Origin of the sequence: Paenibacillus amylolyticus (assembly GCF_050990605.1) — a bacterium.
GTDB classification, from domain to species: domain Bacteria; phylum Bacillota; class Bacilli; order Paenibacillales; family Paenibacillaceae; genus Paenibacillus; species Paenibacillus amylolyticus_H.
The window spans coordinates 4,903,464-4,919,760 of sequence record NZ_CP158832.1 but is presented as its reverse complement, the minus strand read 5'-3'; the positions used below and the strand labels follow the sequence as shown (position 1 = coordinate 4,919,760).

General features: G+C 47.6%; 12 protein-coding genes and 2 riboswitches. Of the genes, 9 read left to right on the top strand and 3 right to left on the bottom strand.

Annotated elements, in window-relative coordinates; translation table 11 throughout:
• The first annotated feature begins 7 nt into the window (after positions 1–7).
• The 9 genes from ABTV53_RS21620 to ptsP all read left to right on the top strand — a co-directional run bounded on the left by ABTV53_RS21620 (position 8) and on the right by ptsP (position 11,462).
• Entirely contained in the window at positions 8–1,606 is a 1,599-nt protein-coding gene (locus ABTV53_RS21620) for a UDP-glucose--hexose-1-phosphate uridylyltransferase (protein ID WP_433746334.1), read from the top strand.
• A gap of 162 nt (positions 1,607–1,768) precedes the next feature.
• Positions 1,769–2,356 carry an MSMEG_1061 family FMN-dependent PPOX-type flavoprotein gene (locus tag ABTV53_RS21615; protein WP_433746331.1) on the top strand — a complete coding sequence of 196 codons (588 nt, stop codon included), beginning with the start codon at positions 1,769–1,771 and terminating at the stop codon, positions 2,354–2,356.
• Positions 2,357–2,449: 93 nt separating this feature from the next.
• Positions 2,450–3,613 (top strand): iron-containing alcohol dehydrogenase, encoded by a 1,164-nt coding sequence (locus tag ABTV53_RS21610; RefSeq protein ID WP_433746329.1) that lies wholly within the window; start codon positions 2,450–2,452, stop codon positions 3,611–3,613.
• A 279-nt stretch (positions 3,614–3,892) separates the two neighbouring features.
• A complete protein-coding gene (locus ABTV53_RS21605; protein ID WP_017686844.1) occupies positions 3,893–4,429 on the top strand; it encodes a hypothetical protein in 537 nt (178 codons plus the stop codon).
• Positions 4,430–4,495: 66 nt separating this feature from the next.
• Complete coding sequence (locus tag ABTV53_RS21600) at positions 4,496–6,043, top strand: flotillin family protein (RefSeq protein ID WP_433746326.1); 1,548 nt, start codon at positions 4,496–4,498, stop codon at positions 6,041–6,043.
• Between the two features lie 166 nt (positions 6,044–6,209).
• Positions 6,210–7,064: a glucose PTS transporter transcription antiterminator GlcT gene (gene glcT / locus ABTV53_RS21595; protein ID WP_433746324.1), complete on the top strand. Its 855-nt coding sequence runs from the start codon at positions 6,210–6,212 to the stop codon at positions 7,062–7,064.
• 288 nt (positions 7,065–7,352) lie between these two features.
• A complete protein-coding gene (ptsG, locus tag ABTV53_RS21590; RefSeq protein ID WP_433746321.1) occupies positions 7,353–9,404 on the top strand; it encodes a glucose-specific PTS transporter subunit IIBC in 2,052 nt (683 codons plus the stop codon).
• A 77-nt stretch (positions 9,405–9,481) separates the two neighbouring features.
• Positions 9,482–9,757: an HPr family phosphocarrier protein gene (locus tag ABTV53_RS21585; RefSeq protein ID WP_036617010.1), complete on the top strand. Its 276-nt coding sequence runs from the start codon at positions 9,482–9,484 to the stop codon at positions 9,755–9,757.
• Entirely contained in the window at positions 9,750–11,462 is a 1,713-nt protein-coding gene (ptsP, locus tag ABTV53_RS21580) for a phosphoenolpyruvate--protein phosphotransferase (RefSeq protein ID WP_433746319.1), read from the top strand. Before ABTV53_RS21585 ends, ptsP begins: the two co-directional genes overlap by 8 nt.
• A 209-nt stretch (positions 11,463–11,671) precedes the next feature.
• On the opposite strand, the gene gcvPB is transcribed toward ptsP, so the two are convergent.
• From gcvPB to gcvT, 3 genes are all read right to left on the bottom strand, one after another.
• Positions 11,672–13,111: an aminomethyl-transferring glycine dehydrogenase subunit GcvPB gene (gene gcvPB / locus ABTV53_RS21575; RefSeq protein WP_433754315.1), complete on the bottom strand. Its 1,440-nt coding sequence runs from the start codon at positions 13,109–13,111 to the stop codon at positions 11,672–11,674.
• A 134-nt stretch (positions 13,112–13,245) separates the two neighbouring features.
• Entirely contained in the window at positions 13,246–14,601 is a 1,356-nt protein-coding gene (gcvPA, locus tag ABTV53_RS21570; RefSeq protein WP_433746316.1) for an aminomethyl-transferring glycine dehydrogenase subunit GcvPA, read from the bottom strand.
• A complete protein-coding gene (gene gcvT / locus ABTV53_RS21565; RefSeq protein WP_433746314.1) occupies positions 14,598–15,734 on the bottom strand; it encodes a glycine cleavage system aminomethyltransferase GcvT in 1,137 nt (378 codons plus the stop codon). Before gcvT ends, gcvPA begins: the two co-directional genes overlap by 4 nt.
• A 217-nt stretch (positions 15,735–15,951) precedes the next feature.
• Positions 15,952–16,052: riboswitch (glycine riboswitch) on the bottom strand.
• A gap of 3 nt (positions 16,053–16,055) precedes the next feature.
• Positions 16,056–16,178, bottom strand: a riboswitch (glycine riboswitch).
• Positions 16,179–16,297 lie beyond the last annotated feature (119 nt).

Genomic DNA, 16,297 nt, shown 5'->3' with positions numbered 1-16,297 from the left:
ACACCTTATGTCACAGACTCATATTGCAGCAGGTGCCACAGAGCGGACACCGGAGCAGCAGGAAGCACTGCATGCCATTGAACGTCTGGTTGCATTTGCCTTGCAGAAAAAATTAATTGAGGAAGCGGATTGGGATTACAGCCGTAACCTCCTGCTGGAACAATTCGGATTCTCAGAGCCTTATGCCGGCGAGTTGGACATGACTGTGCCCGATGGTCCACAGGCTATGCTGGATACGTTGATCGATTATGGATTTTCCATTGGACTCATTCCTGAAAATAGCGATACGTTCCGTGATTTGCTGGATGCCAAAATCATGGGTCATCTCATGGCGCGCCCATCCGAAGTGGTACGCGCATTCCGGCACACGGAGCAGACGGAAGGCATTGAAGCGGCCACATCCCAATTCTATGACTTGTCTATTAACTCCAACTACATTCGGATGGACCGGATCTCGAAGAACGTATACTGGACACAGGATACGGCCTATGGAGACATGGAGATTACGATCAACCTGTCGAAACCGGAGAAAAGTCCCAAGGAAATTGCCATGGCGAAATTGCTTCCGCCGCCGGTATATCCGAAATGCCAGCTGTGTCGTGAAAATGTAGGTTATGCTGGTCGGGTGAATCACCCGGCTCGCCAGAATCTGAGAGTCATTCCGCTGGAGCTTAACAACGAGCCTTGGTTGTTCCAATACTCGCCGTATGTGTACTACAACGAGCACTGCATCATTTTCCATCATGATCATGTACCGATGAAGCTGACAAAGGATACACTACGCAGGCTGCTTGCCTTTGTCGGGGAGTACCCACATTACTTTATCGGATCTAACGCGGATCTGCCGATCGTGGGCGGTTCTATTCTGACACATGACCATTTCCAAGGTGGTCGTCATACATTCGCTATTCAAAATGCACAGCCAGAGGCGGTCTTCCGCCATGCAGATGCACCTGGGCTTACATTGAGTCTTGTAAAATGGCCAATGTCTGTGATGCGTCTGGCTTCACACGATCCTGCAGAGCTGCTTGAAGCCGGTAACGCTGTATATGAAGCGTGGAAGGTTTACAGTGATTCGGCTGTGGATATCGAAGCATTCAGTGAAGTAGACGGCGAACAAGTACCTCACAATACAGTAACACCAATTGTTCGTCGTAGTGCAGACGGTGGTTATGAGATGGATCTTGTTCTGCGGAACAACCGTACAAATGATGTGCATCCTGAGGGAATTTTCCATCCGCACCGTGAAATGCACCATCTGAAGAAAGAAAACATTGGTCTGATCGAAGTGATGGGCCTTGCAATCTTGCCAGGTCGTTTGAAAGAAGAGCTGGACAGTATCGCGAATATCCTCGCTGGAGATGCCAAGCTTGCTGAAGCTGCCAAAGCCTCTGATCATGTGTTGAACAAACATCTGGGCTGGGCGGAAGAATTGATTGAACGGTTTGGTTCTAACCTGGACAAAGAACAAGCCGTTGCCATTGTACAACAGGAAGTCGGCTTGAAATTTGCCGAGATTCTGGAGCATGCAGGTGTCTACAAACATGATGAAGCAGGACGCCAGGCTTTCCGTCGTTTTGTGAGCAGCATGGGATACACGGAATAGGAATCAACGTGATTAACCAAACCCAAGAACACCCGCTCAATCAGGAGCGGGTGTTTTTGGTCGTTCTTCACATTTGTACGCATTGGAATGAACTTCCGAGCCAGTTATAATGGAGAGAAGTCCTAGAGTACCACAATGAATTGAGGAAATGGGGTTAATAACTTGGAAAAGCAACCATTGGATATTCCGTTGATTACAGATGCTGAGGAACTGCAAGGCATGGTGGGTGAACCACATGAACATGTGCGTAACAAGGCAATCTCATTTGTGGATTCACATGTTCAGAACTTTTTATCCATGTCACCGTTATTTTTCCTCTCCACCTCCGATCATGATGGAAAAAGTGATGTGTCACCTCGGGGGGATGGAGCGGGATTCGTAAAAGTGTATGATACATACCGACTCGTCTATCCCGAACGCCCAGGCAATCGGCGAATAGACTCCTTGTTGAACATTTTGTCTAACCCTGGCATTGGTATGCTCTTTTTGATTCCGGGTATGAACGAAGTGCTGCGTATTAATGGCACAGCATCCATTACCAAAGATGAGGAATTCATCGCCAGTATGGGCTGGAGTGGTAAAACCATAGGTGCGGCTGTCATTGTAGATGTGGAAGAGTGTTTTATCCATTGTCCGCGGGCATTCAAACAGGCTGGATTATGGGCCTCGGAAACATGGGTGGATGCTGAGGATTTGCCTTCAACGAGTGAGATGTTTCGAGCCCATTTGGAGATTAACGGGTTGTTATAAAGTGAGCGACTATCGATTTGTTTTTCTATAAACAGGGTACTATAATTGGAGTTGCACTAAAAATTCTAAACTCCATTGGAGGCGACAATAGATATGAGATCTTTCCTATTCTATAATCCAACCCGGCTGATTTTCGGCAAAGGACAACTGGAATCATTGAAAACAGAAGTGCCGAAATACGGTAAACGGGTTCTGCTTGTATATGGTGGCGGCAGTATCAAACGCAGTGGGCTGTATGATCAAGTGATCGGTTTGCTTAAGGAAGCTGGAGCGGAAGTGACTGAACTGGCTGGTGTGGAACCTAACCCGCGTCTTTCTACGGTGCATAAAGGGGTAGACCTCTGTAAAAAAAATAACATCGACCTGATCCTCGCTGTAGGTGGCGGTAGTGTACTGGACTGCTCCAAAGCCATTGCTGTAGGTGCCAAGTATGATGGCGATATGTGGGATTTTGCTCAGCGCAAAGCTGTTGCACAGGACGCTCTTCCACTCGGTACCGTATTGACGATGGCAGCAACCGGTTCGGAGATGAACTCCGGTTCGGTTATTACAAATCAGGATACACAAGAAAAGTTGGGCTGGGGTAGCGCATATTCATTCCCTGCTTTCTCCATCCTGGATCCGGTGAATACATATACTGTTCCACTGGACCAAACGGTGTATGGTATGGTGGATATGATGTCCCACGTATTGGAGCATTACTTCCATCTGGATGCCAACACACCGGTTCAACTCGGTTTCTGTGAGACGATTCTGCGTACCGTCATGGAAGCAGCACCACGTCTGGTTGAAGATCTGGAGAACTATGAACTGCGTGAAACGATTCTGTATTGCGGAACAATGGCACTGAATGGTGTGCTGAATATGGGTCTCGCAGGAGACTGGGCAACACATAATATCGAACACGCGGTATCCGCAGTGTATGATATTCCACATGGTGGCGGACTGGCAATCTTGTTCCCACACTGGATGAAGCATAACCTGGATGTCAATGTGGACCGATTCAAACGTCTGGCAATTAACGTATTCGAAGTGAATCCTGAAGGCAAGTCGGACAGACAAATTGCCGAAGAAGGTATCGATGCGCTCAGCAAATTCTGGACATCCATTGGTGCCCCTAACCGTTTGGCTGATTACGATATCGATGATAGCCAGATCGACGTAATGGCAGACAAAGCGATGCTGTTTGGTCCATTCGGTAATTTCAAGAAACTGCAACGGGAAGATGTTGTATCCATCTACAAGGCTTCTCTGTAATTCTATAATCACTGACAAGTGAACGAACACATCTGTTGTCTAATAGCCGCAAGTCTCCTTCATGGGGGCTTGCGGCTTTTTCATGTATTCGGGCTGTACACGTGAATAATGGAGGAACATGAAGCAAGGAGAGCGGAATGTCGTGATAATACCCATTATCGGCTCCAGAATACATTTGAGGAAAGATTTTGAAACATTTTGATGTTAGCTACGTATTTATTTACATGTGAAATGCTCAGTTAGGATGAATTTGCGGCAGAGGAGAGGAGGAACAGGGGGATGGAGACAATTTATTGGGGGTGTCTGATCGGAGGAGCAATATTTGCGGTTGTCAGCCTTGTGCTGGGTGACTTGATTGACGGCTTGCTGGACGGAGCCTTCGAAATGCCAGGTCTTGATTTTTTCAAACCCGTTGTGCTAGCTGGTTCCATTACAACCTTCGGTGGGGCAGGCATTATGCTGACACGTTATAGTTCATTAAGTGCGATGTCGGGTCTAATATTATCCCTGCTTATAGGTATTGCTGCGGCCATGCTGGTATTCTTCGCATATATCAAACCGATGCGTAACAGCGATGTTTCGATTGCATTTTCAATGAAAGAGTTATCTGGGAAAATTGGGGAGATCACCATTCCGGTGCCGGAAAAAGGTTTTGGCGAAGTGATGATTCGTTTTGCTTCCGGTAGTACGATTCAGACAGCATCCAGTTTTGAACACCTCCCCATTGCGGCGGGAGCCCGTGTAGTTGTAGTGGATGTTGTAGATGGCGTACTGCGTGTGTCGGAATGGGATGAAAATGTACTTAAAGATTTATAACGTATTTTATCACTTAAGTAGCTTAAGCACTCATCATGAATGAATGAATAAAGGGAGAGACGTGGAATGAATTTAGATTGGGATGTGTTGTTGATACCTGCCATTGTTGTTGGTGTGATTCTGATTTTAGGTCTGGCTTTCTGGGCGAGATACAAAACGGTTGGACCGGATGAAGCGATGATCGTTACGGGATCATTCCTGGGTAGTAAAAATATCTCCGATGATGATTCTGGCCGGAAAATTAAAATTGTTCGTGGTGGCGGTGCATTTATCCTGCCGGTATTTCAGCAATCCGAGTTTATCTCCTTGTTATCCCATAAGCTGGATGTTTCCACACCTGAAGTGTATACGGAGCAGGGTGTTCCGGTTATTGCTGACGGTGTCGCGATTATCAAGGTTGGAGGCGCTGTAGAGGACGTTGCTACGGCAGCTGAGCAATTCATAGGTAAACCTGTAGAAGCGCTGAGAAGCGAAGCACAGGAGGTACTGGAGGGGCATTTGCGGGCTATCCTCGGTACAATGACGGTGGAAGAAGTATATCGGAACCGGGATCGATTTGCGCAAGAGGTTCAAGGCGTAGCAGCTAGAGATCTGAAGAAGATGGGACTGCAAATTGTCTCATTTACCATCAAGGATGTTCGTGACAAACAGGGCTATCTGGATGCTCTCGGTAAACCGAGAATTGCTGCTGTGAAGCGGGATGCCGAGATAGCTGAAGCGGAAGCGATGCGTGATGCACGCATTCAGAAGGCCAATGCGGAAGAACAGGGTCAAAAAGCAGAGTTGCTGCGGGATACCAATATCGCCGAGGCAGCCAAAGAGAAGGAACTGAAAGTAGCCACGTTTAAGCGGGATCAGGATACAGCCAAAGCTGAAGCCGATCAGGCGTACCATATCCATGAAGCACGTGCCAGACAGACCGTTGTGGAAGAAGAAATGAAGGTTGAACTCGTTCGTAAGGAACGTGAGATCGATCTCCAGGAAAAAGAAATCGTCGTTCGTGAGAAGCAATATGATGCCGAAGTGAAGAAAAAGGCGGAAGCGGATCGTTATGCGGTGGAGCAGGCTGCAGAAGCGGATAAAGCGAAAAGAATGCGTGAAGCTGATGCTGTTCAGTACTCCATCGAAACTCATGCCAAAGCAACAGCTGAACAGAAGCGACTTGAAGGTCAGGCCATGGCGGATGCGGAACTTGCCAAAGGTACAGCGGATGCAGAAGTTATTCGTTTGCGTGGTCTTGCAGAAGCAGAAGCGAAGGAAAAACTGGCTGAGGCATTCCAGAAGTTTGGCGAAGCAGCTGTACTCGATATCATTGTCAAAATGCTGCCTGAACTGGCTGGTAAAATTGCAGAGCCAATTGCATCCATTGATAAACTGACGGTGGTAGATACAGGTAAAGGTGAAGGGGCGGCGCGAGTGAGTAACTATGTTACCGAACTTATGGCGACGGCTCCAGAGATGCTCAAAAGTGTATCCGGCATCGATGTAGAGCAGCTGATTAAAGGACTTACCAAGTCGAAAACACCTGCGCCAGTTGCCATTCAACAGAGCGAGGCTGTTACAACTCCTTCTATAATCGACAAGATTGTGGAAAGAGCTGGAGTTGATGAATAAGAAGCACTTCGAATCTTGCATGGTTGCTCTATTGACCTTAAGACGAATTTTTGTTACTTTTTAAGCGAGACGTCCGGCGCGGTTTGCCCGCTCCGGGTGTCTTTTCGTTCGTAACAGGGTGTGATTTAATCGCATCTAAGATGGTGTGAAAAAAGAGGTGCAAACAATGAGCAGCCTGCATGTAGATAAAGCGCTAAATAACAATGTAATCATTGCACAGCATCCTGAACACGGGGAAGTCGTTGTTATTGGTAAAGGCATTGGCTTTAACCGAAAGCCGAGTGATCACATTCCATTGATGGCTGTGGAGAAAATGTTCATTTTGAAAAACCAGCAGGAGCAAGAGCAGTACAAACAGCTTCTTCCACAGGTGGATGAAGCACTGATCGAGATTATTAACGAAGTTATTACGTATATTGCAGAGCGTACGGACGTTCCTCTGAATGAACATATCCATATTGCCTTAACCGATCATATTTCTTTCGCGTTAAAACGCAAGGAGCAGGGCATTGTCATACAAAATCCATTTTTATATGAAACCCGCGAGATTTATCCTGAAGAATATCGAATGGCGGATTACGCTGTTCGTTTGATCAAAGAGAGAATGGGCGTAGATCTGGGGATGGACGAGATTGGTTTTGTTGCGCTCCATATCTATAGTGCAATGACCAATCAAAATATATCCCAGGTACGTGAACACTCACAATTGATCACTGATCTGGTGAACCTGGTGTCCGACCAACTCGATTATTCGTTTGAAACGGAATCGCTGGATTACTCTCGTTTGCTGACTCATCTTCGTTTCGCCCTTGAGCGTGTTCGCCGGGGGGACAAAGTTGAAGAACTTCATAAATTGGATTCGCTGCTCAAGTTAGAGTATCCCGAAATGTACTCGCTTGCATGGAAACTGACCAAAGTGATGGAGAAAAGACTAAATCTGCCTGTTTATCCTGCGGAGGTAGGTTATCTGACCATTCATCTGCAGAGGCTGCATCAACGGACAGAAGAAGAGAACAAGTGAAATCATTCCACTGATGGGATGGGAAATTTATTTTTTTGGTGTAAAGGCTTGCAAAGGATTAGAACTGGTGCTACAATGGTTTCCGTAATCAAGCAACTGAATAAACATAAGCGACGTGTTACTGACTCGATCAGGCATGAGTTATTTAGAGTGTGATTGTTCTTACCTTATTAAGGGTATGCTATACCCCAAGGTTGGCACAGTTTACTTTATTAATTCATGCCTTTTTTGTGTTCCCTTGCTTGCATAACAACATACAACTTTAAACGGAAGGGTGAAAACGAAGCGATGTTTAAAAAGCTTTTTGGTGTATTGCAGAGAGTAGGTAAGGCACTTATGTTGCCTGTAGCCATCCTGCCAGCTGCAGGTTTGCTGCTTGGTATCGGTAACATGCTGGTCAATCCGGATTTCTTGCAATATGTTACGGCACTCGATACCCCTTGGGTGAACTCGATCGCAACAATCATGATGAACGCAGGTCAGATCGTATTTGATAATCTGGCATTGCTGTTTGCCGTCGGTGTAGCCGTCGGTTTGGCTGGTGGCGAAGGGGTTGCGGGACTTGCAGCCATCATCGGTTATCTGGTCATGAACGTTACTCTGGGTACCGCGGTAGGTGTTACTCCGGCAATGATCGGTGAAGTACCGGGTTATGCCAGCATCCTGGGTATCCCAACATTAAGTACAGGCGTGTTCGGAGGTATCATCATAGGTATTGCCGCCGCGCTGTGTTACAATCGATTTTTCAAAATCGAACTGCCGTCTTACCTCGGTTTCTTTGCAGGTAAACGTTTTGTTCCGATTGTCACTTCGGTTGTTTCCCTCTTGCTGGGGTTAATTCTGGTGATTATCTGGCCACCGATTCAAAATGGATTGAATGCTGTGTCTCACTTCATGGTAGATACAAGCCCGACGTTGTCGGCATTTATCTTCGGTGTCGTGGAACGGTCATTAATTCCGTTTGGTCTTCACCACATTTTCTACTCTCCATTCTGGTTTGAATTCGGTGAGTATGTGAACAAAGCTGGAGATGTCATTCGTGGTGACCAGCAAATCTTCTTCAATCAATTGCGTGATGGTGTTAACCTCACAGCGGGAACATTCCAAGTCGGTAAATTCCCGTTCATGATGTTTGGTTTGCCAGCGGCCGCTCTTGCGATGTACCATGAAGCAAGACCGGAACACAAAAAGTATGTTGCAGGTATCATGGGTTCAGCTGCGCTGACCTCGTTCCTGACAGGGATCACAGAACCACTTGAATTCTCGTTCCTGTTTGTAGCGCCAGTCCTGTTTGCAGTGCACTGTATCTTTGCAGGTTTGTCTTTCATGACTATGCAAATTCTTGGTGTCAAGATCGGTATGACCTTCTCCGGTGGGTTCATTGACTTCCTGATCTTCGGGATTATTCCGAACCGTACACCATGGTGGGACGTTATTATTGTCGGATTGATTCTAGCGGTAATCTATTACTTCGGTTTCCGGTTTATCATTCGCAAATTCAATCTCAAAACACCAGGACGTGAAGAGGCAACACCTGAGACTGAATCTGGCGGAGGCTCCGGCTCAACGGATGAGCTGCCGCATAACATTCTCGAAGCGTTTGGTGGTAAGGAAAATATCAAACATCTGGACGCTTGTATTACTCGTTTGCGGATTGAAGTCAATGAGAAATCCAATGTGAAAAAAGATCGTTTGAAACAATTGGGTGCATCTGGTGTGCTTGAAGTGGGTAATAATGTTCAAGCCATCTTTGGAACACGCTCCGACACAATCAAATCTCAAATGCAGGATATTATTGCAGGACGAACACCAGCACCAACGCCAGCAGCTGCCAAACCAACTCCCGAAGAGGAGAAGGCAGAAGGTGAGCAAGGCGAACGCATCGTTGCTGAGGATATCGTCATGCCAGTCAATGGTGAATTGCTGGACATTACAAACGTACCTGATCCAGTCTTTGCTGAGAAAATGACAGGTGATGGATTCGCAATTTTGCCACATGATGGTACAATAACTTCTCCTGTGTATGGTAAAGTGTTTAATGTATTTCCAAGCAAACATGCCGTGGGCATCATGTCCGACGGTGGCAAGGAAGTGCTTGTTCATATAGGTGTTAATACGGTGAAGTTGAAAGGTCAAGGCTTTAACGTACTGGTACAGGAAGGTGATCTGGTATCGGCAGGTCAGCCGATTATGGAAGTGGATCTGGAGTATGTCAAAGCAAACGCTCCTTCAATCATTTCACCAGTTATTTTCACCAACCTGCCAGAAGGCTCCACGGTAACTCTGAAGAAGAGTGGAGTGCTGAAAGTTGGCGAACAGCCAATCATTGAGATAAAATAAGAAGTGTTACGACGATGGCAAGCAAGTGTAAAAATATGCAATGCCTAAACCAAACTACTGAAAGTGAGATGATTGTAATGCAACAAACATTCAGAATTACAGACGAAGATGGTATCCACGCACGTCCGGCGACAGCCTTGGTTAATACAGCAAACAAATTCAAAGGTGCAGAATCCTTTGCAGAAGCTAACGGTAAAAAAGTAACTTTGAAATCCATCCTGGGTGTTCTTTCCCTCGGATTGGAACAAGGCGACACCATCAGCATCATCGTTGAAGGTGAAGGCGAAGCTGAAGCTCTTCAAGCTTTGACTGACGTTATGGTTAACGAAGGGTTGGGCGAAATTAATGCTTAATGTCTCCGGGATCGCGGCTTCGGCGGGTATTGCTATCGCCAAGGCGTTTATCTTGGAGCATCCTGACTACTCTGTAGAAAAACGCCAAATTAACGACGTTGACGCAGAGATCGCAAAACTCGACTCAGCTCTGGGTAAATCCCAGGCTGAGCTTGAGGCGATCAAAGAGCGTACTTTACAAGAGCTTGGCGAGAAAAAAGCTGAGATTTTTGCTTCGCATTTGCTCATTCTGAATGACCCGGAACTGATTGATCCGGTTAAAGCTAGAATTGCAGATGACATGATCAATGCAGAATTTGCTTTGAACGAAACGGCATCGCAATTTATCTCCATGTTTGAGAACATGAAGAGTGCATACCTGCAGGAACGCGCAGCAGATATGCGTGACGTTACCAAACGTGTGCTAAATCACTTGCTTGGTATCGACTTCATGAGTCCGGCTGAGATCAATGAAGAAGTGATCGTGCTTGCGGAGGATCTGACGCCTTCCGACACGGCTCAATTGAATCGCCAGTTTGTTAAAGGTTTTGCAACTAACATTGGTGGACGTACTTCTCACTCGGCGATTATGGCTCGCTCTCTTGAAATTCCGGCTGTTGTTGGAACCAAGGACATCTTGGCTCAAGCGAAACAAGGCGATATGATTATTGTTGACGGTCTGGATGGTCACGTACTGGTTAACCCTACGGATGAAGTTATTGCTGAATACCGTGCCAAACAGGAACAGTATGATGCACAACGTGCAGAGTGGAGAAAACTTCGTGATGAGCCAACGGTAACGGTGGACAACGTTCATGTTGAACTTGCAGCCAACATCGGTACACCTAATGATGTAACGGGTGTTCTGGAAAACGGCGGCGAGGCTGTAGGCCTGTACCGTACAGAGTTCTTGTACATGGGCAGAGACAAGCTTCCTTCCGAAGACATTCAGTATAATGCTTACAAAGCGGTACTGGAAAAAATGGAAGGCAAACCTGTCGTTGTTCGTACACTCGACATCGGTGGAGACAAAGAGCTTCCATATCTGGATCTGCCAAAAGAAATGAATCCATTCCTCGGCTTCCGTGCAGTTCGTCTGTGTCTGGACCGTCTGGATATCTTCCGTACACAATTGCGTGCTTTGCTGCGTGCAAGCGTACATGGAAACCTGCGTGTCATGTTCCCAATGATCGCTACACTCGGTGAATTCCGTGAAGCAAAAGCTGTCTTGCTCGAAGAGAAAGAAAAGCTGGTTGCTGAAGGTATTGCTGTTTCTGACAGCATTCAACTCGGAATCATGGTCGAAATTCCTTCGACTGCAGTTCTGGCGGATCAATTTGCCAAAGAAGTGGATTTCTTCAGTATCGGAACGAACGATCTGATTCAATACACAATGGCTGCTGACCGTATGAACGAACGTGTATCGTATCTGTACCAACCTTACAACCCGGCCATTTTGCGTTTGGTTAAAATGGTTATCGATGCAGCGCATCGTGAAGGCAAATGGGTTGGCATGTGTGGTGAGATGGCAGGAGACGAAACAGCAATTCCATTGCTGCTCGGTCTTGGATTGGATGAGTTCAGCATGAGCGCAACCTCTATTCTGCCAGCTCGTAGTCAGATCACCAAGCTGTCCCGTGCGGATATGCAGGAACTCGCTGCTAAAGCTCTGGATATGCAGACGGCTGAACAAGTTGTTGAATTGGTTCAAAGCATTCAAGCGTAATTTTGCCGGGGTTTCCTCCGGATTTGAGGTTTTTCTTTTTCCGATAATGAGCTGCATTGATGCAGCGATTTTGCCGGTATCCGCGATTCATTGTGGGTATCGGCTTTTTTTGTTATGAACAGGACATTATGATTCAGAGGAAAGGGAACAACAAAAAGCTCTTGCTGATTGAAATATCAGCAAGAGCTTTTGTGATAACAATGAATTAATTAACTGCAAGCGCAGTTCAGTACAGGTTTGCGGGCGGCGGTTGTCTCATCAAGACGAGTGACAGGTGTTCCGTAAGGTGCGTTGAGCACCAATTCCGGTGTCTCTTGTGCCTCTTTGGCAATCCGTATCATTGTATCAATAAACCCATCCAGCGTTTCTTTGCTTTCGGTTTCCGTCGGCTCGATCATGATACATTCCTCCACGTTGAGCGGGAAGTACACTGTAGGTGGGTGATATCCAAAATCAAGTAATCGTTTGGCAACATCCAGTGTACGCACACCATACTGCTTCAATCCCCGACCAGACATGACGAATTCGTGTTTGCATACACCTGGATACGGAATCTCGTAGTGAGGTGCGAGACGGGCCATCATATAGTTGGCATTTAATACCGCACACTCAGACACACGGCGCAAGCCTTCTGGTCCATAGGTGCGAATGTAGGCATAGGCACGTACCAGAATACCGAAGTTGCCGTAGTACGCTTTGACCCGGCCAATGGATTGGTCTCCTTCACGGTCCAGTGAATACACACCATCCTCATTCTTGATTACCATCGGTTTAGGCAGGAATGGAATCAGACGGCTCTTCACACCAACGGGGCCGGCACCTGGTCCGCCACCGCCATGAGGTGTACTCATCGTTTTGTGCAAGTTCAGATGCACCACGTCAAAGCCCATATCACCCGGACGGGTAATGCCCATAATGGCATTGGAGTTCGCTCCATCGTAATAGAGCAAGCCACCCGCCTGATGTACGATGGATGCAATCTTCTGAATGTCTTTCTCGAACAAACCCAGTGTATTCGGGTTCGTTAACATCAATGCGGCTGTATCTGTACCAACGGCTGCACGGAGTGCGTCCAGATCAACCAGTCCATCTGCGCGGGATGGAATCGTCACCGTTTCAAATCCTGCAACGGTTGCACTTGCCGGATTGGTACCGTGAGAAGAATCGGGTACGATAACTTTGGTCCGTTGTTCACCACGACCTTCGTGGTAGGCACGAATCATCATGAGTCCAGTCCATTCACCATGAGCACCAGCGGCCGGTTGCAGGGTCACAGCGTCCATGCCTGTCAGCCCTGCAAGGTCTTTTTGCAACGTATATAACAGTTCAAGTGCACCTTGAATGCTGGATTCATGTTGGTACGGATGGATTTTGGCGAAGCCATTATAACGTGCAACATCCTCATTAATCTTTGGATTGTATTTCATTGTACAAGAGCCTAGTGGGTAGAATCCGTTATCTACGCCGAAGTTGCGGCGGGACAGCGCGGTATAGTGCCTGATAACATCTACCTCGAATACTTCCGGCAGAGCTGCTGCTTCCGAACGGAGCATTTCCCGGGGAATCAACGTATCGGCAGCCTGACGAGGAACGTCACATTCTGGCAGGGAATAAGCGATACGTCCAGGGCTGCTGAGTTCAAAAATCAATGATTGTTCCGGAGCAGGAGATAGGGTCTGTGCACTGAATGTTGTATCCGTCTCAGGTTGAACCGAAGTGGAGACAGAGGTACCTGTTTCCGATTGTCCTAATACCGATGTTGTCGTTGTCGTTGTTTCCTGAGTCACAGCGATCCCTCCAATGCTCGTGCGAATTCGTCAATCTCTTCCTTACTGCGTCGTTCGGTAACAGCAATCAGCATATGTCCGGCAAGCTCCGGATAATCACGTCCGAGTTCATAACCTCCAATAAAGCCTGCATCCAGCAGTTTCACCTGGAGTGCATCCATGTCAGTTCCTTCAGGAAGCTTGATCACAAATTCATTAAATGTTGGTGCATTAAACGTCAGGCTAACACCAGAAATCGCAGTTAATGTATTCAACGTGTAATGGCTCTTTTGCAGATTCAGATCCGCGACATCCATCATGCCTTGTTTACCCATGATGGACATATACACAGATGCGCTGAGTGCAAGCAAAGCCTGATTGGAACAGATATTGGATGTCGCCTTTTCGCGGCGTATGTGCTGTTCACGTGCTTGCAGTGTCAGTACAAAACCGCGCTTGCCGTTGCGATCGGTGGTCTGGCCTACAATTCGGCCAGGAATTCGGCGCATATGAGGCTGGGATACGGCAAAATATCCGCATGTCGGGCCGCCGAGTGAAGCGGCGATGCCGAGGGGCTGCGCATCACCTACTACGATGTCGGCACCCAGCTTGCCTGGAGCTTCCAGCAGACCCAGCGATAGCGGATTAGCACTTACGACGAGCAGGCCTTTGTGCGCATGCACGAGGTCAGCGGCTTGCTTTACATTTTCCACAGCACCGAAGAAGTTCGGGCTCTGGATCATGACAGCAGCAGTATCGTCCGATATGGCGGCTTGCAGGGCATCCCAGTCAGTGACGCCATCCTTATAATCAATCTCGACAATCTCCAGACGGAGTCCGTGCGCATACGCCTGCAATACCTGACGGGCTTCCGGGTGAACGGTACGGGATACGATGAGCTGTTTGCGACGAGTTGCTGCTGCGGCCAGATTACCTGCTTCTGCAAAGGCAGTTGCGCCGTCATACATACTGGCATTGGCTACAGCCATACCGGTTAATTCACAGATGTAGGATTGAAATTCGAAAATGGCCTGTAGTTCACCTTGGCTGATCTCAGGCTGATAAGGTGTGTAGGCAGTGTAGAACTCGGAACGGGAAATGACATGATTGATGACGGAAGGAACATGATGATCGTATATGCCTGCGCCGAGGAAGCTGGCGTGTGTTTCGAAATTGGCGTTGGCGCCAGCTTGTTTGGACATATGACGTGTCAGCGCATATTCATCAAGTTTGGAGGATACGGGCAGCTCGCCCTGATAACGAATCTCCTGCGGAATGTCCTGAAACAGATCCTCCAGTGTATCCACACCGATGGTTGCGAGCATGGCGCTCTGATCTTGCTCAGTCATGGGAATGTAACGGTGCTTGCTCATGCTTGATCAGCTCCTTGAGTGGGTGTCTTTGCCGTACGTGTCCGTTTATGAAAAGGGGTCTTCACGACCTCGGCTTTTAATTTCTTGCCGCGGATCTCAATCTCAAGAGGTGTTCCCAGCGCAGCATATTTGCTGTCGATGAGGGCAAGCCCCAGATTACGCTTCAATGTAGGTGATTGTGTTCCTGTAGTCACTTCACCAATCTTTACGCCTTCGGCGTAAATCGGATAGTGGGGGCGGGGGATACCTCGCTCCAGCACTTCGATGCCGACCAATTTGCGGGCGGGCCCGTCAGTTTTTTGCTGTAATAAGGCTTCGTGTCCGATAAAAGGTCCGGCATTCAGCTTCACAAACATGCCAACGCCAGCTTCAAGCGGAGAGATGGTTGCCGACAATTCCTGTCCATACAAGGGGAGCCTTGCTTCAAAGCGCAGTGTATCCCTGGCACCAAGTCCGGTTGGCACCAGTCCGTGACTTTCACCGGCTTGCATTAATCCATTCCATACGGCAGCGGCCTGATCTGCTGGTACATATAGTTCAAAGCCATCTTCACCGGTATAACCGGTACGGGACAATAGCAATTTCACTCCACATACTTCGGCATTCTGCACAAAACGAAACGGTTCAATAGCCGATACATCCGTATCTGTAACTTTTTCGATAATATCTGCAGCCAGTGGGCCTTGCAGGGCGAGCAGCGCCGTCTGCTCCGAATCGTTGGTCATGTTCACGTCAGGGATCAAGTGCTCTTGCAGCCATGCCCAATCCTTATCGATGTTGGAGGCGTTAACGACGAGCATATACTGCTGATCTTCCAGCTTATACACAAGCAAATCATCCACTACACCCCCATCGGGGTAACACATCAGAGTATACTGGGCTTGACCCGGAACGAGCGTGGTCACATCATTAGTCATCATTTGTTGCAAAAAAACTTCAGCCTGCTCACCCTGTACTGTGAATTCGCCCATATGGGATACATCAAACAGTCCAGCACGCTCACGTACCGCTTCATGTTCTTTCTGGATTCCGCTGAATTGCACCGGAAGCTCCCAGCCTCCAAAATCAATGCACCGTACGCCTTCGTATTGCTGATACAGTGGGAAGAGTGGTGTTCTAAGCAAATCGGACATCAAATCACCTCGTCATGGGCCGTCAACCGGCCGGATATACAATCGTGGATCAAATGAACCAAAGTATTTTTAAATTTTTCAGCAGAGATTTTTCGTAGATAAGTATGGTAAGGCAGCTATGACAGCGCCGATCTGAATCCTGTTTTTCGTTTTTTGGGAAAAAGGAAAAGGACAGGCCAAAGAATCGGCATGCCAAGTAGCACGCTGTATTCTAAGGCTCTGTCCCTTGTACCTGAGAGTTACCCCGCCGCCTTGTGCAGCAGGTTTCCCCTTGGGTGATCATATCGCCCGCACAGGGCGATATGATGCTCTCCAGAGTTGCGTCCCGTAAAAGTCCTTTTGCCTGAGAGATTCACCCCCGCTTATCGGTGGTTTACTCCTTCGGCGTTACCTCATGTACAGCCCGAATCGGGTGTCACGGGTAATCTCTCCCTTTACATTCATCCGCGAGTATAACATAGTCCAATAAACACATTTACTCCTCTCATTAAAACGTGAATCCACTTCCGATGTCAAGAACGATGTCATAGATTATTATTGAAAACCGAATATTTAGTTTGGTT

What these genes read in the sequence shown, in the direction of transcription:
- ABTV53_RS21620 (WP_433746334.1), top strand. Translation starts at nt 8, where the DNA reads ATGTCACAGACTCATATTGCAGCAGGTGCCACAGAGCGGACACCGGAG.
- ABTV53_RS21610 (WP_433746329.1), top strand. Translation starts at nt 2,450, where the DNA reads ATGAGATCTTTCCTATTCTATAATCCAACCCGGCTGATTTTCGGCAAA.
- ABTV53_RS21605 (WP_017686844.1), top strand. Translation starts at nt 3,893, where the DNA reads ATGGAGACAATTTATTGGGGGTGTCTGATCGGAGGAGCAATATTTGCG.
- ABTV53_RS21600 (WP_433746326.1), top strand. Translation starts at nt 4,496, where the DNA reads ATGAATTTAGATTGGGATGTGTTGTTGATACCTGCCATTGTTGTTGGT.
- glcT (WP_433746324.1), top strand. Translation starts at nt 6,210, where the DNA reads ATGAGCAGCCTGCATGTAGATAAAGCGCTAAATAACAATGTAATCATT.
- ptsG (WP_433746321.1), top strand. Translation starts at nt 7,353, where the DNA reads ATGTTTAAAAAGCTTTTTGGTGTATTGCAGAGAGTAGGTAAGGCACTT.
- ABTV53_RS21585 (WP_036617010.1), top strand. Translation starts at nt 9,482, where the DNA reads ATGCAACAAACATTCAGAATTACAGACGAAGATGGTATCCACGCACGT.
- ptsP (WP_433746319.1), top strand. Translation starts at nt 9,750, where the DNA reads ATGCTTAATGTCTCCGGGATCGCGGCTTCGGCGGGTATTGCTATCGCC.
- gcvPA (WP_433746316.1), bottom strand. Translation starts at nt 14,601, where the DNA reads ATGAGCAAGCACCGTTACATTCCCATGACTGAGCAAGATCAGAGCGCC.
- gcvT (WP_433746314.1), bottom strand. Translation starts at nt 15,734, where the DNA reads ATGTCCGATTTGCTTAGAACACCACTCTTCCCACTGTATCAGCAATAC.